The organism is Legionella steelei (assembly GCF_001468005.1).
GTDB classification, from domain to species: Bacteria; Pseudomonadota; Gammaproteobacteria; order Legionellales; family Legionellaceae; genus Legionella; species Legionella steelei.
On the sequence record NZ_LNYY01000019.1, the window covers coordinates 909,805 to 931,165 of the forward strand.

Genomic DNA, 21,361 nt, shown 5'->3' on the forward strand with positions numbered 1-21,361 from the left:
GTTCAAGCATGAGCAAATACCTTCAAAACGCACTCGTTAACCATTTATTTCTAATCGCATCGAAGCGGATTATTGCGGAACGCTTTTAAAAGCAATTGCTTCATGAATCAGTGTTTTTGCATTGGATTTTTCAAGACTTTTATCCCACTTAGGGTATACTCTCATATATTCTTCTAAAAGATCAAACCCGATATTGCCACAAAGATAACTCTTGGTAGCATGTAAAACCGATACTTTATCCGCATATAGTTGCATCCTTGGATATTTTTCCTTTTGCTGCTTGCAATGTATTATTTCCTCGTCAATACGACTCACTAAGGCCTGGAGTTGAATTGAAACTTCTGACTCCGCAATTTTTTTTTGCAGCGCGTGCGCAGAAGCAACGAAACGTTCACCCCCATCTTTTTGATGCTCAAACATAATCAACTCCCTATGATTTAGATAAAGTAGGAATTAGCTACCTTGGATTTTAGGCCATCCTATTTTCATGAGCCTGCATTTTAAAAGCGTCCAATTTTTTAATTATAGCTAAAATTTTAGCAACAAAGAGGCAGATTTATTTGAATTCATATATACTCTTAATCTCTATTGAATAAGAAAGGTCAATGCTATGCGTACGTTTATTTCCTATTTGCTTATTACATTATTAAGTTTTGGACTGTTTATTAACGAAGCCTCTGCCAAACGTTTTGGTGCAGGTAGAAGTTTTGGTATACAGCGCTCACAAAGTGCTCTGTCCCCCAATAAAGTACAGAAATCCAGTGTTATGGGGCAAAGCACAAAAAATCCAAGCAGATGGGGTGGAATACTCAGTGGTTTATTAATTGGCGGCTTGCTTACCAGTTTATTTATGGGACATGGTCTTGGTACCGGGATCCTAACATGGTTAATTTTAGGAGCGGCCATTTTCTTTATTGTCGGTTTTTTCCGCAAAAGAATGCAACCTGGTTTTCAATCAGGACAAGGGCAAAACCGCTCATTTAACCAAAGTCCTTTTAGTAACTTTAACCAGTCATTCAATAGCAGCTCCATGGGTGCTTCTGGTAATGCCGATAATGACGTTGCCGAATATCCTGCAGGCTTTGTACCAGAAACCTTTTTGCGTGAAGCCAAGGTGACATTTAATCGCTTGCAAGCGGCGTACGATCAAAAAAATCTTCAGGATTTGGGCGAATTCACCGCACCTGAAGTATTTGCAGAAATCAAAATGCAACTGGATGAGCGGGGTGATGCACCCAATAAAACAGACGTCATCACTTTAGAGGCCGAATTACTAGATGTTTCAAGACAATCTAATTCTCTAATTGCGAGCGTTCGATTTACTGGCTCTATTAAAGAAAATGATGAGCCTATAAGCCCGCTTGATGAAATTTGGCATTTTCGTCAATTCTCTAATAGCCCTCAATGGGTTGTCGGCGGAATCCAACAAGACGTATTTCAACCTTAACCTGTGTAGTGTAAGCTGGGCTGTTAAGCCCAGCGCACATTTATTCAGTTATTTTGCCTCTTAGCTCCAAAAAAATACAATCGCAAACTAACTCAAAATAACCGTTTCATCAAAGACAACTACTTGATTGCGGCCATTTTCCTTGGCCTTATATAAAGCCTTATCCGCCTGAATTACAATACTGTTAATATCATTGCTACCATTAAAATAAGAAATACCGACACTAATCGTTACATGTACTTTTTGCTCATTCACAGTAAAATAATTTCTAGAAAATTGAAGGCGCAAGTCATTGCAAATTTTTTGACTGCTTTCAAGATCAGCGCCCGGCAATATCAGCGCAAACTCCTCCCCTCCATATCGTCCGATAATATCTCGATTACGCAAGCTCACCATAAATAGAGAGGCTAGCTTTTTAATGACAAGATCGCCGAATGGATGGCCATAGGTATCATTAATCGATTTAAAATGGTCAATATCGATCATGATAAAGGATAAAGATAAATTCTGTTGTTTTGCCCGCGCAACTTCAATGTTTAAACGATTCAAAATACTTGAGTGGTTTAATAAACCGGTCAGACTATCTGTTGTCATGTAGTAATTTAAAATACTCGCTCGATTGGAGCGCGAACGAACTGCTGAAACTAAATCATGAGGAGAAATAGGTTTGGTTAGAAAGTCGTCGCCCCCCAAACTAATGGCGGCTAGTTTTTTATTTTTATCATCCTCTGTGGAGAGGAAAATAATAGGCATTTTTGTGTATCTTCTATCCTTCCGCAATAGCGTTGCAAGCTCCAAACCAGAGCATTCTGGCATGTACACATCCATTAACAGTAAATCAGGCTGAAAGGTTTCAAGCTCTTTTAATAAATTTAATGGATTGGTGATGGCTCGCGTAATCATATCCGCTTGCTTTAAAATCAAAGAATAATATTCAGCTAATGATTTAGAATCATCGAGAATGAGAATGCGGTATGCTTCGTTCAGAGCCGAACTACAATTTATATTTAATTCCTGTACCAGATAAGATACATCAAGGGGCTTTTGGAAATACGCCACACAACCCGCACGAATTGCGGTAAGTCGCGGCAATAAGTCTGCATTAGGCACGATACAAAATAACTGTGTTGGTGTTTTTTGATTGTCTTGTATCGCAACCAGCTGTTCCAATGCCGGTTTTTCCAAATAATTGGTATCAATAATGATTGCAATGGGTTGTTTTTCTCGAACTGAAGTCAATAATGACGTGATGTCTTTTAGAGGTTGTGCGTGATAACCTGCTTGGTTCAGATTGTCACTAAGTTCATTAACTAACTCGGTTTCCTGCTCCAATACATACACTAATTTATTGTCTGTATGTATCGATTCATCTGCAAAAGCTAACGGTTTTTTAGGCGCCTCATGAGCCAATACGCTTTTGAGTTGACCAAAAAAGACATGAATTTTTTCTTGATCGTCATGTGTTAGTTCCCCACGCGCTAGAATTTCCTTTAATAATATTTCCATCTGACGTGCTGTCTTACCCAATTCAGTATAACCATAGGTTCCCGCTGAGCCACACAAACTATGGACATCGCGATGAAAGTTTTGAAAACCCGCCATATCCCATTGTTTGAGTTGCGCATGCCATTGTACCTCTATACTATGAATTTTCTCCGGAAGATTCTTGCTATAGAGAACAAAAAGATCGTGTAATTTTTCCTGTATTTTCTCATCCATTATAGTTCAACCATGCATTCTTTATTGACGTCGCCAGGGTTAAAGGGTCAAAAGGTTTTTTAATTACATCAATTGCTCCGATTGCTTTGTAATCTGCTATCTCATTAGCTTGTATCTTCGCAGTCATAAATATAGCAGGTATTTTTATAAAATTTGGATTCTTGCGTAATTCTCGTAAGGTCGTAGGCCCATCCAATTCAGGCATCATTACATCCAATAAAAGCAAGTCAGGAATGTATACTTCAGCGGCTTCGAGAATTTTTTTCCCATTAGCACAATACCTTACTGTAAACCCACCAATATCTTCCAAAGCAATTTGCGCAATCGCTCTTATATCTGCTTCATCTTCAGCATATAAAATCTTTTTTAATTCTTTATCAATCATCCCTATCTCCTTTAAATTAAACCGTTAAAGAAGGTTTTTAATTGTGTTTAATAAAATGTCATTTGAAGAACTCGACTTAAGCAATGCCTGGCTCACATACTTTGAATAATCTTCATTCAATTGGGTATCAGAAAATACAAGTACCGGCGCATGATATTTTGATATCAATGGTAGAATGTCTGCGCCATTTCCATCGGGCAGCAATAAATCTAAGATAACCAGATTATATTTTTCTTTTTCGAGCATTTTTTTTGCTTCATGCAAATTATTCGCGGTTGAAACTCGCGCATGTTTTTCTAGAAGCATCTCTAAAATTTTTTGCGTATCTTTATTATCTTCAACATGTAATATGTGTGGTTTACTCTCAGAATTATTTTTTTGTATTTTGCTGATTGTAAAAAGTAACTTATTAAAATCGATTGGTTTATCCAACCAATCGACGATTGAAACAGCATCCCCGTTTGATAATTCCCTTCCCGTTTCCGCAATAACAGAAAGCACGATGATAGGCAAACTCTTTGTTTTTTTATCGGCACGTAGTTCTCTAATAAATGAAATTCCATCTTGATCTGGTAATATGAGATCCAATAAGAGTGCATGATACTCTTGGCTTGCTAACAATTTTCGTGCTGCTTCAGCAGTGTTCGCTACCTCAACAATAAAACCTGCTGACTCCAAAAGTAATTTGATGTAATTTGATTGATCACTATCGTCATCACAAATAAGTAATCTCTTTCTAAACTCCTGGACGACTATTTGATTTTTTTCTTGGCTAATCAGTAATTGCTCTGCTAAGGGTAAGTCAAAATAAAATGTTGTGTGCTCGTTAGGTTGACTCTCAAAGTTTAATATACCCCCCATTTTCTCGATAATCATTTTACTAATGTTTAATCCCAAGCCAGTCCCTCCCTTACCACGGGTAGTTGAGGCATCTCCTTGAGAAAATTTTTGAAAAATTCTCGGTTGAAATTCTGGCGATATTCCCTCACCCTTATTGGTAATGGATACACGCACCGAGGACTCAATCCGTTGGATCTTCAGAGAAACCTTCTCATTTTTATCAGAAAACTTACAGGCATTCGAAACCAGATTTGCTAAAACCTGCATTAACCGGTCTGGATCAACAGTGACTAAATATTTTTGTTCGGGGGGTATAAATTCAATTGTTACTCCGAACTTATCTGCATACATTTTATTAACGTCAACTGACTCTTGTACTATTTTATTTAAGTTTGTTACTTTTAACTCAAAATCCATTTTTCCGGCTTCAATTTTTTCAATATCCAAAATATCATTAATTAGCAGCAGCAAACGTTCACAGTTATTATTTGCTATTTTTAGCAAGTTCATTACCTTTTCAGAGAATTTGCCCATGACACCACTGACTAAGAGTCCTAAAGAGCCACGTATGGACGTAAGCGGCGTACGTAATTCATGGCTGACTATAGAAACAAATTCATTTTTTAATTTTTCAGTCTGTTTCAAATCCGTAATATCATGGATTACAATAACTGCACCTAGGTTTTTCCCCTCTGAGTTAATAATTTTTTGCCCATCAATGATTACATTACGGATCCCATTTGTTTTAATATGCATCATAAATTCAACACCGCGTACACGTTCTCCATTTAAGGCACGTTTAAGCGGGAAATCATCGGGATTAATTGGACTATTATTCATTGTATAAAGGCAAATGTAATCCAATATGTTATTTATGTTTTTATTTGCCTTATCTGAGTTAATGTATTTTTGAATCGTATGATTCAATACAGTAATTCGCCCGTCGGCATTACATGCGATAATGCCATCCTCTAAGTTATCAAGCATTGCATTAAGGAATTCTTTCTCATTAGAAATTGCCGTAACCATTTTCTTGTAATAACCCGATGCAGTTAATGCGATCGCAAAAATCAATCCACTAATTCCCGCAATAAAAAAAGCTAAATAACTGGGTTGTACTGCCGCATTGATGCTTGTCATCTCGTGAGTTAAATGGGGAGTAAATACTGCAGCAGACATTCCGGTATAATGCATACCGCAAATTGCCAGTCCCATTAATAAAGAGCTAATGATTTTTAGATTAAATTGCCTTTTACTTGAACCATAATTACTTTGCAATGCTAACCAAAGGGCACTTTCTGCTGCAGCAATTCCAATGAGAATAGAAAGAAAGAATAAACTCGGTAAATAATGAATCGTTACATGAACTTTCATTGCCTCCATCCCCATATAATGCATACTGGAGATAGCAAGCCCTACGATCAAACCACCCAAAGCAAGATGGACAATAGAGTAATCTTTTTTCTGTAAAATAAATAAAGCTAAAGCGGACGCAAGTATGGCGGTCATTAGTGAGGCCGCAGTCCAACTGAAATCATATTCCATGGGCATAGGCATGATAAAAGCGAGCATACCAATGAAATGCATTGACCATATTCCTGCCCCCATTGCAAAAGCACCACCAGCAAGCCAATAGATGCGTGCATGCTTATTTTTTGTAGCGCGCAGTCTCCCCACAAGATTCAAAGCAACATAAGAAGCAAACACGGCGATAACATAGGATAAGATCACTAATTTTAAATCATAATGACCTGTTATTACATCAGCAGGAATTGTAGTGGTTTGAAACCATTCAGAAATAAAGTCCATTATTACGTCCTGTAATAGTAAGACAAAGATTAAGATAAATTTTTACAGTGAAGCACTCAAAAGCATTAGTTCAAAAATGCTCTCTTTAATTATAGACCTTTTAGTCACGTTTTAAGTATAGAAATATATCATTGATTGGTGAAGTACATTCATTTCCGTGAACGTTCCTGTGGGCACGCTCACGGAAAAGTAATTATACGTACTGCACCTCAATTATTTCGTACTCTACCAGGCCACCTGGTGTGTTGACAGTGACTGAGTCATCCAACTCTTTACCAATTAAGGCACGCCCCATAGGCGAACTATAAGAGATTTTATTCTGTTTAATGTCAGCTTCATCTTCACCAACGATTTTGTACGTTACCTGAGCATCCGTTGTTACATGGCTGACAGTAACTGTTGCACCAAAAACGACCTTGCCATTGTTGGGCAATTTACTGATATCAATAATTTGTGCGTGAGATAATTTGGCCTCTAACTCCTGAATACGTCCCTCATTAAAACTTTGCTGTTCGCGAGCAGCATGATATTCAGCATTTTCTTTCAAATCACCATGAGCCCGTGCTGTAGCAATCGCTTCAACAATGCGGGGTCTATCAACAAACTTTAAACGTTGTAATTCTTCATTTAGTGCTGCTGCACCTTCTACTGTCATGGGGTGTTTACTCATATCAACCTCAAAAAAAATTCCCTGGTAATTCTAGGGCCTGTTTACACTTCTACTATCTTGGTCAAACTGCCCTGATTTTCTGCGCTCCGATGCTCACATACTTTGTGTATGCTGAAGATCAGGCCATTTTGACTCAAGCTAGCGAATTGTAAACAGGCCCTACCTTTTCTCCAAAACAACAAGAAAAGAGCTTAACGTATTAAGTTAAAGGCTATTGTAACCTAGATACAGCAGAGAGGAACTCAGGTTTTCCTTTCTTCAATCGCTCAAGGCTCTGCTTACTCCTTCATCCAGGCTACAATTTTTATTAATGTAAATCCTGCAGCCGAGTTACGGTCTCTCTATCTTCATATTTCATAGCCAAACAAGCAGCCTCGGCACCTGACAAAGTCGTAGTATAGCTAACCTTGTGCTGTAATGCATTGCGTCTGATTGCAAAAGAATCAGCAATTGCTTGCTTGCCCTCGGTTGTATTTACAATAAAATCTATTTCGTTATTTTTTATAAAATCCAAAACGTGTGGTCTGCCTTCGTTCACCTTAAATACTCTGCGACAATCAACACCAGCTGCCTGCAAAGCCAAAGCAGTACCACGCGTTGCGATGATTTCAAAACCCAATTCAATCAATCGCTTCGCAATTTCACCTACTCGTGTTTTATCTGCATCGCGAACGGAAACAAATGCACGTCGTCGCTTGGCTATATTACAACCAGCTCCTAATTGGGCTTTAGCATAAGCTTGCCCAAAACGTCTGGCAATACCCATTACTTCACCTGTTGATTTCATTTCAGGGCCGAGAATAGAGTCTACACCAGAGAACTTGATAAAAGGAAAGACTGGAAGTTTAATTGAATAAAACGATGGCATATGATGATTTTGGCTTAAGCCTTGTTCTTTTAAACTCACACCCAGCTTACAAAGAGCAGCAATTTTCGCCAAAGGCAACCCTGTTGCTTTAGAAACAAAAGGAACTGTCCTTGATGCTCTTGGATTGACTTCTAGAACATAAATGTCATCTGCTTGAATCGCAAATTGTGCATTAATCAAACCAACTACGCCTAACTTCAATGCCATTTGGCGCATTTGCTCCATTAAATCTTGTTGTACCACAACACTGAGACTAAATGGGGGTAAGGTACACGCAGAATCGCCCGAATGTATACCAGCCTGCTCTATGTGTTCCATTACTGCACCTATCAGTACTTCCTTTCCATCGCAAACCGCATCAATATCTACTTCAATGGCATCATTTAAAAATCTATCCAACAATACGGGTGAATCATTAGATACAGCAACTGCGTGGGACAGATAATGACGTAAATCATCTTCTTGATAAACCACTTCCATTGCTCGTCCTCCAAGCACATAGGAGGGTCTAACTACTAATGGGTAACCAATCTTATTTGCTAAAGCAATCGCCTCTGCCTCACTACGTACTGTACCGTTTTCGGGCTGATGTAATTTCAACTCAGTGACTAATTTTTGAAACCGATCTCTATCTTCGGCTCTGTCGATGGCATCAGGAGACGTACCAATGATTTTAACTCCGTTTGCTTCTAAAGCACGTGCTAATTTTAAAGGGGTTTGGCCACCGTAATGAACAATGACTCCATCTGGTTTTTCTACATCAACAATACCCAATACATCCTCTAACGTCACCGGCTCAAAGTACAGGCGATCGGAGGTATCAAAATCCGTAGATACGGTTTCGGGGTTACAATTAACCATGATGGTCTGACAGCCAGCATCTCTAAGAGCCATAGCAGCATGCACACAGCAATAATCAAACTCGATACCCTGACCAATACGATTGGGCCCTCCGCCGAGGATCATGATCTTTTTCTTATCTTTATCTGGCCGTACTTCGCATCGGGTCTCATAACAAGAATACATATACGCCGTATCACTAGGGAATTCACCAGCACACGAATCAATGCGTTTATAAACAGGAACAATGTCTAGCTCCTTACGACGAGTACGTACTTGTTCTTCAGTACACAACAAAATTTTAGCCAAATAGGCATCAGCAAAACCACGTCGTTTCAGCAGACGGAAGGTCACAGCATCCACATCGGACAATTTCTTACCGGCTATAGAACGTTCCAGAGCAATCAATTCTTCGATTTGAGCCAAAAACCAAGGATCGATACGGCTTTCCTGATGAATTTCTTCAAGCGACATATTGTTTCTAAACGCATCGGCAATGTACCAAAGTCTATCTGGAGTCGGTTCGCGTAAATGTCCTCTTAAACGCGCTAAATCACCCTTTTGAAATAAAGGGTGCAAACCACAACGACCTATTTCTAAACCACGAATTGCTTTTTGTAATGATTCCTGAAAATTAGAGCCGATAGCCATCACTTCCCCCACTGACTTCATTTGCGTAGTCAGCGTATCGGAAGTTTGTGGGAATTTATCGAAATTAAATCGAGGAACTTTGGTGACCACATAATCAATACTTGGTTCAAATGAAGCCGGCGTTTTACCACCGGTAATTTCATTTTTTAACTCATCAAGTGTGTAACCTACAGCCAATTTTGCAGCGATCTTCGCAATAGGGAAACCAGTTGCCTTGGACGCCAAAGCGGAACTTCGTGACACCCTTGGGTTCATTTCCACAACAAGCATGCGCCCATCTTCTGGATTCACTGCAAATTGTACGTTTGAACCTCCAGTATCAACTCCCACCGCTCGTAACACTTTAATCGCTGCATCACGCATGCGTTGATATTCTTTGTCGGTAAGTGTTTGTGCAGGAGCCACAGTAATCGAATCGCCAGTGTGCACCCCCATAGGGTCAAAGTTCTCGATGGTGCAGACAATAATGCAATTATCATTTTTATCGCGTACGACCTCCATTTCATACTCTTTCCAACCCAACACTGATTCATCAATCAATAATTCATGCGTTGGAGACAATTCCAAACCGCGCATACAAATTTCTTCAAATTCTTCGCGGTTATACGCAATACCGCCACCGCTGCCCCCCATAGTGAATGAAGGACGAATAATCGCGGGGTAACCTAATCGCGCTTGCACCTGGATTGCCTCTTCCATACTATGAGCAATTGCTGAACGTGGCATATCCAAACCAATTTTAATCATCAATTGCCGAAATTTTTCTCTATCTTCAGCACGATCAATTGCCTCGCGTGTTGCCCCAATCATTTCAACATTATATTTAGCTAAGACCCCTTCGCGCACAAGATCCAGAGCACAATTCAGCGCGGTTTGTCCGCCCATAGTCGGTAAAAGAGCATCTGGACGCTCAATTTCAATGATACGCGCCACTTCTTTCCAGGAAACAGGCTCAACATAAGTTGCATCAGCAAGTTCGGGATCGGTCATGATAGTTGCGGGATTGGAATTGACTAAGATAACCCTATACCCTTCTTCTCTTAGAGCCCGCACCGCCTGGGTGCCAGAGTAATCAAATTCACAAGCTTGTCCTATCACAATAGGACCTGCTCCGAGGATAAGGATGGATTTAATATCGGTTCGTTTTGGCATATTGACAACAAAAAAGAATAAAATTGACGTATTTTACCTACTTTTGCTTAAAGTTTATACCCTTAAGAGCAATTAACTGTATCGATTTGCTAAAATAATTTGTAACCCCGCCTCCGTTAACGATAAATATTTATAATGCGGATCAGCTGTTGTCCGTTCTAGCCATTCATTGGCAATGCATATATCCGTTAACTTTTGTACGTCCTCCACGGATACAGGCTGTTGTAATTTTTGAGAAAGCATCGTCGCCGCCTCCTCCTCCATACTTAAAAATACTTGATCTCGAGTAGTCCCACGATTTTTCATCTCATCATAAAATAATCGTAAAATATCAAGTTCATTCATGATCTTGGTCCTTAAAAGAATCATTTTGTATATGTACAGTATAAGCTTAAATTGATCTCCTAGTTTTAAAACAAGAAGAAAAAGAGTAGGCATCGGACCTTAGAAATAAGAATGTACCATTTTGTATTAGACATTTCCCATGTTAACCAAGGGAATGATTGAATGGCTCTCATCCTGAGGCAGGTGAGGATTATCATCAGGTGCTAGAGCAAAAAATGCTTGTGGTGAAGACCCTAATCCTAAATTTAATTTTTGCTGCCCTGATAATAAAGGAAATAACGTGTTGACCAAAATACGCATCTCAGCCGCAGCCTCGTCTAACTCTTGGGAAGAACAATCATCTTTGGTAAGCTCATACCAAATATATTGGGTTGCCATTTTGTTGTAAGCGTCAGGTTTTTTCAGAGGGTCTTTAAGTAAAGTATGTTTAGGGTTGAGCTTTAACCAACGTAATAAACTTTCTTTATCTGTCACATAACTGGCAGCAGGAACGTTACGCCATACCCCTGCATCGTTATATTGTTTAACCAGCAAAATAGGTGTATCTACCTCATTATAAGCAATCATTTCATCTTTAATTTTAGACTTATCCCCCCCAATTAAAGCGCTACGTACATCCTCCAATTTCTGTGACAAATCTTTATATTGGATATACAAAGTTTTTAAAGCATCTAATTGTCTTTTTATCTCTGGCTGTAAAGGTTCTTTAGAAAGGCTAAGTTTGTTTATTAATTCATCGATTTTTTTATATTCAATATCACTCAATAATTGAGTAGCAGCCTTTGGATTTTTATCCTGCAAGTCAGGGACTTCCAAGTCCTCGCGTACTACAACAACATCTTGCAATTCACCTCTAATTCGTTGAAACCCATCAAAATCGACATCATCAATTAACTCATCTGGGTTTACTCCCGTCTGCAAAGCACTTAGATATGCAATTGGATCGAAAAGAGATTGCGATGCTAACGCACTCCAAAAACCATCCATACCATAAAATAGGCCATTTTTAAAACCAAGCCAGAATGACTCAAGCATATTGATGACTGTATTGTAGGTTAGATAAGCAGTGACAACAGCAAGAGCACTGGCGATTATTGAAGCCACTAATGGAAAAACAATGAATGTAGAGAGTAGAAAATTCATCACACTCGACATACCTTTATTTTTAAAGGCATCCGCCAAACTAAGCGAAAAATCGATTACAAGCACTCCTCCCAAAAGAACTGCAGCCATTAAATAAAAAGCATTGTTTCCCAGGATGCGTAAGGGTAATAGGGTACTACCTAATACGATTGCTAAAAGATGCCTCAAAAAAACCATAAAATCCATTTACGAAAGGGTGAATGAATCATCGTATAAAAAAATCTCAATCCGATCAAGGTTCACCCTTTGAATTACTCTTGATGCATGGTACCCTTGCACCCGTTTATTTATTACAAGTCACTCCGATTATGGAAGAAGTTGATGTCGTTATTATAGGTGCAGGTGCCGCAGGTTTAATGTGCGCCATCGAGGCGGGCAAACGCCGCCGCAAAGTCTTGGTGCTTGATCATGCCAATAAAGTTGGTAAGAAGATCTTAATGTCGGGCGGTGGCCGTTGTAATTTTACTAATTATTACATTGAACCTGAAAAATACCATTCCCATAATCCCCATTTTTTCAAATCCGCTCTAACTCGCTATACCCAATGGGATTTTATTGAACTTGTAAAAAAACATAAAATTCCCTTTCATGAAAAAACCTTAGGCCAATTATTTTGCGATAATAAATCAAAAGATATTGTCGATATGTTACTTAAAGAATGTGCTGCAACGGCAGTGACAATCCAATTGAATACCGGCATAGAGAACATTCAAAAATCACAAAGTTTTAAAATACAAACCACCCAAGGAATTGTTCATTGTCAATCACTGGTTATTGCCAGTGGTGGATTGTCCATACCCACTATGGGAGCTAGCCCTTTTGCTTATAAGGTTGCCGAACAATTTGGTATCAAAGTGTGGCCGACTCGTGCCGGACTCGTGCCACTGACTCTGGATGTTTTGGAAAAGGAAAAAATAGCCTTATTATCTGGGATTGGTGTCGACAGTTTAGTTAAAAATGCACGTATTGAATTTCGGGAAAATACTTTATTTACTCATCGAGGTTTGAGTGGTCCCGCAATTTTGCAATTGTCTTCTTATTGGCACGCAGGAGAAAGTATTTGTATTGATTTATTGCCTGAAATCCATCTTCTAGATTATTTAAAAACTGCACGCTCAGAAAAACCACAAAAACAATTAAACTCAATTTTGTCTATACACTTACCGAAACGAGTCATTGAACTCTTCGTTGCGCCAGGGCTTGCTGACAAGAAACTTGCTGAACTCTCTAATCGTGATTTGGAATCTGTAGCGAAACAACTCAATTCTTGGCAGATAAAGCCTAATGGTACAGAAGGCTATCGTACTGCCGAGGTAACTATTGGTGGCGTGGATTGCCATGCAATTTCCTCAAAAACAATGGAAACTCAAGATATCCCAGGGCTTTATTTCATTGGTGAGGCCTTAGACGTCACTGGTTGGTTAGGTGGTTATAATTTTCAATGGGCATGGTCATCAGGATGGGCCGCGGGACAAGTGGTGTAGTTTTATAGCTCTGTAGCCTGGGCGGAACTCGGGGGGTTTAAATATAAATCCCGGGTTCCGCTACGCAGCACCCAGGCTACAATCACACAATGTGAGTCGATAACCTCTTCATTTCAAAAAAAATAAACTATGATTGTTAAGATTAAAGATAAGATAAGGTATAAAAATTTACCGAGATGCATCTCATGCAAAAGATTTTTCACTTTTTCCCAATAATCAATCAGTTCAATGATAAACGAACTACAAAACCATAAATATACCGGGCGCTGCCAAAATGGTTTATCAAGGAAACCACCTAAAACAAACAATTCTTTTTTGCATAAACTGCAATAATAAACTGCTTGATCTGTAGTGACGAATCTTTTTTCCCAACACACAGTAGGCTCCATGTGCTGGCGGCAAAACTTACACTGGATTTTCATGGGATTAGAACGTTAATATTTATTGATCAATATCTTAGCACAAAGAAAAAAGGAGCAAAATCGTAAATAAGCACCTCAAAACCGCCCCATTTATCTAACCCTTCTCATTAAATACACACCCAATAAAGCAAAAATAACGGTGGGCCCTAAAGCAGCTAATTCAGGCGGTAATTGAAAAACAGTGCTAAGCGGACCAAAAAAACGGCTAAAAATATGAAAACTAAATCCCACTGCAGCGCCAACCAATAGCTTCGCTCCCATAGTCGTTGAACGCAAAGGACCAAAAATAAAGGGGATGGAGAGAATCATCATGACTATGGTGGTAAACGGTTGGATAATTCGTTGTAAAAAAGCAAACTGATAAGTATGCACATTTTGATGATTACGTTTTTGTTCCCGTATGTAACGATTTAATTCTCGTAAAGTCATTTCATCTGGTTCAATACTGCTAATTGTCAAAATTTTGGGTTTTACAGAAACATCCCAGGGAAGAGTATCAAAAGTTTGGACTTTGGTTTTATCCGCTGCAAAATCTGTTTGCTGCACTTTATACGCAACCCAACCTGTTGAGGTATAGCGCGCTTCGCTAATAAAACGAGACATTTTTAAATGATGATGCTCATCAAAGCGAAATTGATAAATATTACTTAAAATATTGTTAGGGAGTATGGTTCCCACCGAAATAAAATCATGGCCATAACGCAACCAAGATCCCTTTGAAGTTCTTAATGTTTGTCCGCCACTGACTGCCGCCGTCTTATAGTCATTAGCATAATGTGATAAGTATGGAATTATCGTTTCTCCTAAGGCAGTAACTAACACAATGAGCACCATAGATGCTTTTAAAACCGCCCACGTGATCTGTCCTATAGACATTCCTGAAGAACGCATAACCACCAACTCACTATGGTTAGCCAAAATCCCAAGACCAATCAAGCAGCCAAGGAGGCTTGCCATAGGGAAAAATAAATAGACTTGATAGGGCATTTGTAATAAGACAAAAAAGGCCGCCTGGCCAATTCCATAATCCACCCGACCTAAATCATTAATTTGATCGACAAATAAAATAAAAACTTGTAATCCTACTAGCATGAGCGTGACAAGACCAATAGAGCCGAGAACAGTTTTCGCAATATAGCGATCTAATATCTTCATGCCAATTTCGCCTGATTACGTTTGATTAAAAATAATCCAAAAGCCACCACTACAAGATGTACCCACCATAAACCGATCCATTGTGGGATTTTTCCAGAAACCACTGCATCACGCGCAATAAACAATAAATTAGCGTATAAAATGTAAATAATAATTGCGGGTAATAACTTAGCATATTTTCCTGAGCGTGGGTTAATACGACTCAAAGGAACCGCGATTAAAGTCAAAGTAAATACCATAAGAGGTACCGATAAACGCCATTGTAATTCAGCAGCTTTGGCGGGGTCGTCATTAATAAGGGGTAATAAACTGGCCGTACTCATTGTGCGTAAATCTTCCGATATCTTTATGACAGGATGCGGTAATCGTGCTTTATATTGGCCAAACTCTGCAACTTGATAATCCGCATGCCCAGGAACTCCCTGGTATTCTTTACCATTTTGCAAAATGATGTAGTCTTCTCCTGTTTTTGCATCAGTTTCAGCAAAAGCTTGATCCGCCCATAATACATCCCAACGAATTTGCTCATTGACGGTACTCCGTTTTGCTAAAAATACCTGTTCCGCCTTGGTATGATCACGGCTCATGGATTGAACATAAAACACTTCTTGCCCTTCATTAATCGCATGAAAACGTCCAGGCATAATTGTTTGCACTAAAGTTTTTATCCCTGTGGTTCGCAACAATTTAGCGCGTTCAATATAAATTAAAGGGCTCCCCCAAATCATGATCACCGCGACAATAATGGCGACAACAGTCGCCATGATAAAGCTGTGTTTTAATAATTGATTGGGACCATAACCACAAGCACGCAATACGGTCATCTCACTTTCAGCATACAAACGGCCATATGCAAGCAACATGGCTGTATAAAAACCTAATGGAACAAGTAAACTCAGTAACGTGGGCAATTCAAGCATCATTAGCTTCATAATAATGACACCCGGGATATTTCCAGAAGCAGCTCGATTGAGGTATTGAATAAGCTGATTACTCAGAAAAATTAATACCAGTATGGAGGTGAGCGCAATGAGAGTGAGGAACACTTCTTTAGCTAAATAACGAAAAATGATCACCCAATGACCCCTATTTCAATAATTTTTTCTGAAGTTTTTCCAGAATTTTTCTGAATCTTTTTCTAACTATTTCTAACCTTAGAGCATTGTATCCTCTTGTAAAGAACTAAAAAAGCCTTTTCTATCCACTCTCAGAACGATCTTGCATGGAATTTTATTTTATTGAAATTTAATCAATTGATTAATAAATTTATATAGGAAACATCTTGGAGTAAGTCGCTATGAAAATCGCCGGTGTTGATATATCTCATGCAGATAAATTGCTTTATCCAGATGATCAGATTTCAAAAAAAGACGTCGTTGAATATTTTTATAAAATTGCAGAGCATCTTCTCCCTTTTGTACAAAATAGACCGATATCGTTTAAACGATATCCTAATGGAATTAATGAGAGTGGTTTTTATAACAAGCATCGACCGGCATATTTTCCAGATTTCATTGAAGAATTGACTGTGCCAATGCTACAAAATAATTCTGAAATGAAGATGGCAGGCATTCGCTCTAAAAAAGCTTTGGTTTATCTGGCAGGACAAAATGTTCTTGAATTGCATACCCCACTGCCAACAATGTCTTCCATTGAAAAACCCGATCAACTGATTTTCGATTTGGATCCTCAAGATAATGATTTTGAAAAAATTCGTACAACAGCTTTTGCCTTAAAAAAGATGTTAGATGAATTTGCAATCACGACCTTTGTTAAAACATCTGGATCTCGTGGTCTACATATTCATCTGCCAATTAAAGCGGATTGTAAGTTTGTCCAAATTAAAGAAATTTCAAGAAAAATAGCTGAAAAGTTGCATCAACAAACCCATCAAATCACCACTTTAGAACAAAGAAAAGACCAACGAGGAAATAAAGTATTCATTGATTTTCTGCGCAATGATTATGCCATGACGGCAATTGCCCCCTATTCTTTACGTGCTAAAAAAGGAGCTCCTATAGCAACTCCACTTACGTGGGACGAATTAAATGACCCTTCGTTAAATCCACAATCTTATCATTTAAACAATATATTTCAGCGTTTGGGAAAAATAGAGAACCCTTGGAAAAACTTCAATAAGTGTAACCGACATATAGAATTAAATACGCTATTCAATTGATATGGTGAGAAAATCAATTTTTGAGTAGGGAAAAATAAGATGGAACTTCGCCAATAAACTCATAGAATTACGATAAAATAAAAAAGCAGTTCAAGCGTAATTGCTTCAACTGCTTTCAAATAAGGTATTGAATTAATGCTTTACGTCAGTAGCTTTTTTAGCTTCTTGAACAAAACCTAACATGGCCTTCTCAATAATTTGAAAAGATTTTTGCATGTAATCTAAAGCCTTATGGCCATTTTCAACAGCAAGATTAACTTGCTTTTCTAATAACTCTTCAGGCTTTTTAATACCAGAAAGCTCTTCAGGTTTGATATAATGTAAACCTTGTAAGGTTTTTACATTCAATTCAGCCATGGCTTGAAAAGGTTCTTGAAGCTTTTTAGCCATTTCAGTCCATCTTTCAAAATTTTGTTGAGTCATGATATTCTCCACTATGTTGCATTGCACAATTTAATATTAGTATATAGATGGCAAATTTGTCAATGGGTTAACCAATATTTTTTTTGCAATGCACCATAAAAAATAATCTTTAAATCTCTAGGTCATGAATCATCAATTTAAAATGATGTTGTTAACTTTTAAATAAACTCTGCCATTGTTGCATCATCTTTTGCATTTGTTGGTTCCAATTTTCAGTTGCCTGCAAATAAGGATTATTTTGTAGTGGTTTTTCCATAACTTGGAACATTTGCTCCATCATTTGTTTTAATGAAGCATGCATGGGATGATTTGCCAGAGAAATGATTTGCCGCAAAATATCGGAAGACAAAAATTGAGTCTGACCAGCCTCCATTTCCACAATAATTTGTAGCAAGATGGAATTAGTTAAGTCATTCCCAGTTAGGGAATCCTCTACTTTGAATTGCGTACCATCTACAACATAACGCTGTAACTCTTCAAGCGTTATATATTGACTGGTCTCAGTATCATAAAGCCGGCGATTTTTGTATTTTTTTATTAATCGAGTCATATTTTTTCTCTTAATATTGGGGTGATTTTAAAATTGTAAAAAAGCGCACCCTATTTCTTTACTGTCATTAAATTAAGGGAACATCCCTTCTCCTGTGCTGTTCATCCCGAGCGCAACGAGGGTCTCTATCGTAACACTAAACGATACTCCAGCGCAGAAATCCCTCGTCACTCTCGGGATAATGGGCCAAGGAGAAGACGCCAGGAGAATCAATGAGGGCATTGATCGTGGCCGATAAACCCTCAACCTTACTACTCTCTTACTTATGGGGAGGGATTTTATATATAGATCAAATGGTTTTAATACATGTGGAGGCCACCGTTAATACTTAGATTAGCTCCAGTAATATATCGACTCTTCTCGCTGATCAAAAACTCCACGGCCCAGGCAATTTCTTGGGTTTGAGCCAAACGTTTTGCAGGAATTTGGGCAATAATCGCATCCAAAATATCAGGTCTAATGCCTTTCATTAATCGAGTATCAACATAACCAGGCGAAAGACTATTTACAGTGATATTCTTATTCATTAATTCCTGAGCCAGACTTTTGGTAAAACCATAGACGCCCGCTTTTGATGCAGCATAATTTGCTTGCGAAAATTGTCCTTTTTGAGCGTTCACAGAAGAAACATTAACAATTCGCCCCGATTCGTGTTCTCTCATGTTTTCAACTACATGGCGGGTTGTATTAAACATACCATCAAGATTCACAGTTAATACTTCATCCCATTGTTTTTTAGTCATTTTTGTAAATACCGCATCACGAGTGATACCGGCGTTATTAATTAACACATCAATATTGCCAAACTCTTCAATAATGGAGGAAATAACTTCACCGCATTGCTCATAATCAGTTACATCCATATGGCGGAAATAGATATTCTTATATCCTTGTTCTATAAGAGCTTTTTGCCATGCCTTGCCATCCTCTTCAGAAACTAAATCAAGAGAAAAAATATGTTTGTATGAAGAGTTCAACTCTTTCGCAATTGCCGTGCCTATATCCCCAGTACCACCAGTTATCAAAACGATATTATTATGTTGCATAAAATTCTCTATAAGTTAGAAGTTTTGATCAACGACAATGCCCAGATTCTCAACATAAGGCCTGGGCATGCATTTACATGTATTGTCCGCCATTAACATCCAAATTCGCACCAGTAATAAATCCACTATCTGGAGAAGCTAAAAAAGCAACTGCATCAGCAACTTCTTTTGCATGTCCCAAACGACCGACAGGAATACTTGAAATAATAGACTTCAGTACTTCTTCTTTTAAAGAAGCGAGCATGGGGGTTTCTATATAGCCCGGAGAAATTGTATTGACGGTTATACCTTTATTGGCGACTTCTAATGCCAGACTTTTGCTAAAACCATACAACGCAGACTTGGTAGAAGCATAGTTACATTGTCCAAACTGACCTTTGCGACCATTAATTGAAGAAATACTTATGACACGGCCATAACCTTTATCGATCATCACCGGAATTACATTGCGGGTCATATTAAATACGCTAGTCAAATTAGCATCGACCACATGATGCCATTGCTCAGGAGTCATTTTACGTAAGCTACAATCCTGGGTAATGCCAGCATTATTAACGAGAACATCAACACGGCCATAGCGCTCCATGATTAAGGCCATTATTTTTTCACAATCTACAAATTGTGCGATATCTCCATAAACGATATCGATATCATACCCTAGCTTTTTTTGCTCTTCCTGCCATTGCTTTGCTTCGTCATGTTTTCCATGTTTGAAATAACACGCGACAACTTGAAAATCGGCAGCTAAACGTTGACAAATGGTTGTGCCGATACCACCAGTTCCTCCAGTAACTATTGCTACACCTTTCATCATAACCAACTCCCTGTTATTGCGATAATAAAATACTACTATAGAAAATCGAAATTAAAAGTCAAATATCGTCACCATTAAGTTCATATCTATATAAAATTGTCATCCCCGTCTATGCGGGAATGACATAATATTCTGAAAATTAATTGCGGTTCTCCTCATTTCCTCTCCGTGAAATGAGAAGTGCGTGAATACGCAAAATTATCAAAGAATTACCTATATACAGGAACGTATCCTTTTAACTGTTGCGCAAATTGTCTCAATACTTCAAGACCTGACTCTTCTGCTTGTCGGCACCATTGCTGTAATGCTTCGATTAACTCTTTTTGAGTCGATGCAGTTTTTAACCAGATATTTTGAAGTGATTGCTTGTATGCATAAACAACACGTAATTGTTCACGGGCTTCCAGCAAATTTGATAAACGAAGTTTTGCTGCCGCATTCAACAAGCAATTCTCACGGCGCAATAAACTGCCAGCACGTGCAAAAAGCTTCTTTTCTGCCTTATTTTCAAGACTGGTATTTTTCTCTTGTTTGAGTATAGGGCGAATCACACTTTTATAGTAATTAGACATCACCTGGAAGCGATTGCCTATGACCGCTCTTACTGTATCCAAATCGACGTGCAACTTACCCGCGTCCATAGCCAGTTTTGGTGGTAATTTTTTTACTTTGGCAAGGCCTAAAAAGGAAAGAATACGAATGTACATCCAACCGATATCAAACTCCCACCACTTAATAGAAAACTTCGCTGAAGAAGCAAAAGTATGATGATTGTTATGTAACTCTTCGCCACCTATCCAAAAACCCCAAGGGAAAATATTTCTTGCAGCATCTGGACACTCAAAATTTCTATATCCCCAATGATGGCCAATTCCATTAACTACTCCAGCAGCATGAAACGGTATCCACATCATTTGAATTGCCCAAATGGTAATCCCAGGAATACCAAATAAAAATAAGTCGACGAATAGCATGAGCAAAATTCCCTTAGCGGAATGGGGTGAATAAATCTTTCGCTCTAGCCAGTCCTTAGGAGTACCATGGGAATATTTGGCAACCATTTCTTTATCTTTACGCGCTACTTTATAGAGTTCAGCACCTTCCCAAAATACTTTTTTAATGCCGAAAACAACTGGGCTATGTGGGTCGCCCTCAACGTCTGCCGATGCATGATGTTTGCGGTGAATAGCAACCCAATCAGCGGTAACCATTCCCGTAGTTAACCACAACCACAAACGGAAAAAATGACTGACAATAGGGTGCAGTGTCAATGCACGATGGGTTTGATTTCGATGAAGATATAGCGTTACTGCCGCGATAGTAATCTGTGTTAAAATCAACGTTGCAACCACATATCCCCAAAAAGACAGGTTTAAATAACCAAAAAGCATAATAGCTCCACTTCAAATGCAAATTAAG

18 protein-coding genes are annotated in these 21,361 nt (G+C 38.6%); 3 read left to right on the plus strand and 15 right to left on the minus strand.

What is annotated here, in order from left to right; translation table 11 throughout:
- Positions 1-69: 69 nt before the first annotated feature.
- The gene (locus tag Lste_RS08120) at positions 70-420 is read right to left on the minus strand and encodes a hypothetical protein (RefSeq protein ID WP_058510535.1); all 351 of its coding nucleotides are present in this window, start codon (positions 418-420) and stop codon (positions 70-72) included.
- 190 nt (positions 421-610) lie between these two features.
- On the opposite strand from Lste_RS08120, the gene Lste_RS08125 reads away from it, so the two are divergent.
- Positions 611-1,447, plus strand: coding sequence for a Tim44 domain-containing protein (locus Lste_RS08125; protein ID WP_058510536.1), 837 nt, complete (start codon positions 611-613; stop codon positions 1,445-1,447).
- An 87-nt stretch (positions 1,448-1,534) separates the two neighbouring features.
- Here Lste_RS08125 and Lste_RS08130 read toward each other — a convergent pair whose 3' ends face one another.
- From Lste_RS08130 to Lste_RS08160, 7 genes are all read right to left on the minus strand, one after another.
- The gene (locus Lste_RS08130; RefSeq protein ID WP_058510537.1) at positions 1,535-3,166 is read right to left on the minus strand and encodes a diguanylate cyclase; all 1,632 of its coding nucleotides are present in this window, start codon (positions 3,164-3,166) and stop codon (positions 1,535-1,537) included.
- Positions 3,159-3,551, minus strand: coding sequence for a response regulator (locus tag Lste_RS08135; RefSeq protein ID WP_058510538.1), 393 nt, complete (start codon positions 3,549-3,551; stop codon positions 3,159-3,161). The genes Lste_RS08130 and Lste_RS08135 overlap by 8 nt, the downstream gene beginning before the upstream one ends.
- A gap of 24 nt (positions 3,552-3,575) precedes the next feature.
- Complete coding sequence (locus Lste_RS08140; RefSeq protein WP_058510539.1) at positions 3,576-6,200, minus strand: MHYT domain-containing protein; 2,625 nt, start codon at positions 6,198-6,200, stop codon at positions 3,576-3,578.
- A gap of 193 nt (positions 6,201-6,393) precedes the next feature.
- On the minus strand, positions 6,394-6,870 hold the full coding sequence (gene greA, locus Lste_RS08145) for a transcription elongation factor GreA (protein WP_058510540.1): 477 nt from the start codon (positions 6,868-6,870) through the stop codon (positions 6,394-6,396).
- A gap of 307 nt (positions 6,871-7,177) precedes the next feature.
- The gene (carB, locus tag Lste_RS08150) at positions 7,178-10,381 is read right to left on the minus strand and encodes a carbamoyl-phosphate synthase large subunit (protein ID WP_058510541.1); all 3,204 of its coding nucleotides are present in this window, start codon (positions 10,379-10,381) and stop codon (positions 7,178-7,180) included.
- 72 nt (positions 10,382-10,453) lie between these two features.
- Entirely contained in the window at positions 10,454-10,726 is a 273-nt protein-coding gene (locus tag Lste_RS08155; RefSeq protein ID WP_058510542.1) for a hypothetical protein, read from the minus strand.
- Positions 10,727-10,852: 126 nt separating this feature from the next.
- Positions 10,853-12,046 (minus strand): hypothetical protein, encoded by a 1,194-nt coding sequence (locus Lste_RS08160; RefSeq protein WP_058510543.1) that lies wholly within the window; start codon positions 12,044-12,046, stop codon positions 10,853-10,855.
- Between the two features lie 131 nt (positions 12,047-12,177).
- Between Lste_RS08160 and Lste_RS08165 the strand changes: the two genes are divergently transcribed.
- Positions 12,178-13,353, plus strand: coding sequence for a BaiN/RdsA family NAD(P)/FAD-dependent oxidoreductase (locus Lste_RS08165; RefSeq protein WP_058511690.1), 1,176 nt, complete (start codon positions 12,178-12,180; stop codon positions 13,351-13,353).
- A 512-nt stretch (positions 13,354-13,865) separates the two neighbouring features.
- Here Lste_RS08165 and lptG read toward each other — a convergent pair.
- Together lptG and lptF are read right to left on the minus strand one after the other, a co-directional pair.
- The gene (lptG, locus tag Lste_RS08175; protein WP_058510545.1) at positions 13,866-14,936 is read right to left on the minus strand and encodes an LPS export ABC transporter permease LptG; all 1,071 of its coding nucleotides are present in this window, start codon (positions 14,934-14,936) and stop codon (positions 13,866-13,868) included.
- On the minus strand, positions 14,927-16,006 hold the full coding sequence (gene lptF, locus Lste_RS08180) for an LPS export ABC transporter permease LptF (protein ID WP_058510546.1): 1,080 nt from the start codon (positions 16,004-16,006) through the stop codon (positions 14,927-14,929). Before lptF ends, lptG begins: the two co-directional genes overlap by 10 nt.
- 221 nt (positions 16,007-16,227) lie before the next feature.
- Here lptF and ligD point away from each other — a divergent pair, with 221 nt between their 5' ends.
- Entirely contained in the window at positions 16,228-17,109 is an 882-nt protein-coding gene (gene ligD / locus Lste_RS08185; RefSeq protein WP_058510547.1) for a non-homologous end-joining DNA ligase, read from the plus strand.
- A gap of 132 nt (positions 17,110-17,241) precedes the next feature.
- On the opposite strand, the gene Lste_RS08190 is transcribed toward ligD, so the two are convergent.
- The 5 genes from Lste_RS08190 to Lste_RS08210 form a co-directional block, all read right to left on the minus strand.
- On the minus strand, positions 17,242-17,532 hold the full coding sequence (locus tag Lste_RS08190; protein WP_058510548.1) for a phasin family protein: 291 nt from the start codon (positions 17,530-17,532) through the stop codon (positions 17,242-17,244).
- A gap of 151 nt (positions 17,533-17,683) precedes the next feature.
- Positions 17,684-18,082, minus strand: coding sequence for a polyhydroxyalkanoate synthesis regulator DNA-binding domain-containing protein (locus Lste_RS08195; protein WP_058510549.1), 399 nt, complete (start codon positions 18,080-18,082; stop codon positions 17,684-17,686).
- A 299-nt stretch (positions 18,083-18,381) separates the two neighbouring features.
- The gene (gene phbB / locus Lste_RS08200; protein WP_058510550.1) at positions 18,382-19,128 is read right to left on the minus strand and encodes an acetoacetyl-CoA reductase; all 747 of its coding nucleotides are present in this window, start codon (positions 19,126-19,128) and stop codon (positions 18,382-18,384) included.
- A gap of 73 nt (positions 19,129-19,201) precedes the next feature.
- Entirely contained in the window at positions 19,202-19,942 is a 741-nt protein-coding gene (gene phbB, locus Lste_RS08205; RefSeq protein ID WP_058510551.1) for an acetoacetyl-CoA reductase, read from the minus strand.
- 209 nt (positions 19,943-20,151) lie between these two features.
- Positions 20,152-21,333, minus strand: coding sequence for a DesA family fatty acid desaturase (locus tag Lste_RS08210; RefSeq protein WP_058510552.1), 1,182 nt, complete (start codon positions 21,331-21,333; stop codon positions 20,152-20,154).
- Positions 21,334-21,361: the final 28 nt, after the last annotated feature.

What these genes read in the sequence shown, in the direction of transcription:
- Lste_RS08120 (WP_058510535.1), bottom strand. Translation starts at nt 420, where the DNA reads ATGTTTGAGCATCAAAAAGATGGGGGTGAACGTTTCGTTGCTTCTGCG.
- Lste_RS08125 (WP_058510536.1), top strand. Translation starts at nt 611, where the DNA reads ATGCGTACGTTTATTTCCTATTTGCTTATTACATTATTAAGTTTTGGA.
- Lste_RS08130 (WP_058510537.1), bottom strand. Translation starts at nt 3,166, where the DNA reads ATGGATGAGAAAATACAGGAAAAATTACACGATCTTTTTGTTCTCTAT.
- Lste_RS08135 (WP_058510538.1), bottom strand. Translation starts at nt 3,551, where the DNA reads ATGATTGATAAAGAATTAAAAAAGATTTTATATGCTGAAGATGAAGCA.
- Lste_RS08140 (WP_058510539.1), bottom strand. Translation starts at nt 6,200, where the DNA reads ATGGACTTTATTTCTGAATGGTTTCAAACCACTACAATTCCTGCTGAT.
- greA (WP_058510540.1), bottom strand. Translation starts at nt 6,870, where the DNA reads ATGAGTAAACACCCCATGACAGTAGAAGGTGCAGCAGCACTAAATGAA.
- carB (WP_058510541.1), bottom strand. Translation starts at nt 10,381, where the DNA reads ATGCCAAAACGAACCGATATTAAATCCATCCTTATCCTCGGAGCAGGT.
- Lste_RS08155 (WP_058510542.1), bottom strand. Translation starts at nt 10,726, where the DNA reads ATGAATGAACTTGATATTTTACGATTATTTTATGATGAGATGAAAAAT.
- Lste_RS08160 (WP_058510543.1), bottom strand. Translation starts at nt 12,046, where the DNA reads ATGGTTTTTTTGAGGCATCTTTTAGCAATCGTATTAGGTAGTACCCTA.
- Lste_RS08165 (WP_058511690.1), top strand. Translation starts at nt 12,178, where the DNA reads ATGGAAGAAGTTGATGTCGTTATTATAGGTGCAGGTGCCGCAGGTTTA.
- ligD (WP_058510547.1), top strand. Translation starts at nt 16,228, where the DNA reads ATGAAAATCGCCGGTGTTGATATATCTCATGCAGATAAATTGCTTTAT.
- Lste_RS08190 (WP_058510548.1), bottom strand. Translation starts at nt 17,532, where the DNA reads ATGACTCAACAAAATTTTGAAAGATGGACTGAAATGGCTAAAAAGCTT.
- Lste_RS08195 (WP_058510549.1), bottom strand. Translation starts at nt 18,082, where the DNA reads ATGACTCGATTAATAAAAAAATACAAAAATCGCCGGCTTTATGATACT.
- phbB (WP_058510550.1), bottom strand. Translation starts at nt 19,128, where the DNA reads ATGCAACATAATAATATCGTTTTGATAACTGGTGGTACTGGGGATATA.
- phbB (WP_058510551.1), bottom strand. Translation starts at nt 19,942, where the DNA reads ATGATGAAAGGTGTAGCAATAGTTACTGGAGGAACTGGTGGTATCGGC.
- Lste_RS08210 (WP_058510552.1), bottom strand. Translation starts at nt 21,333, where the DNA reads ATGCTTTTTGGTTATTTAAACCTGTCTTTTTGGGGATATGTGGTTGCA.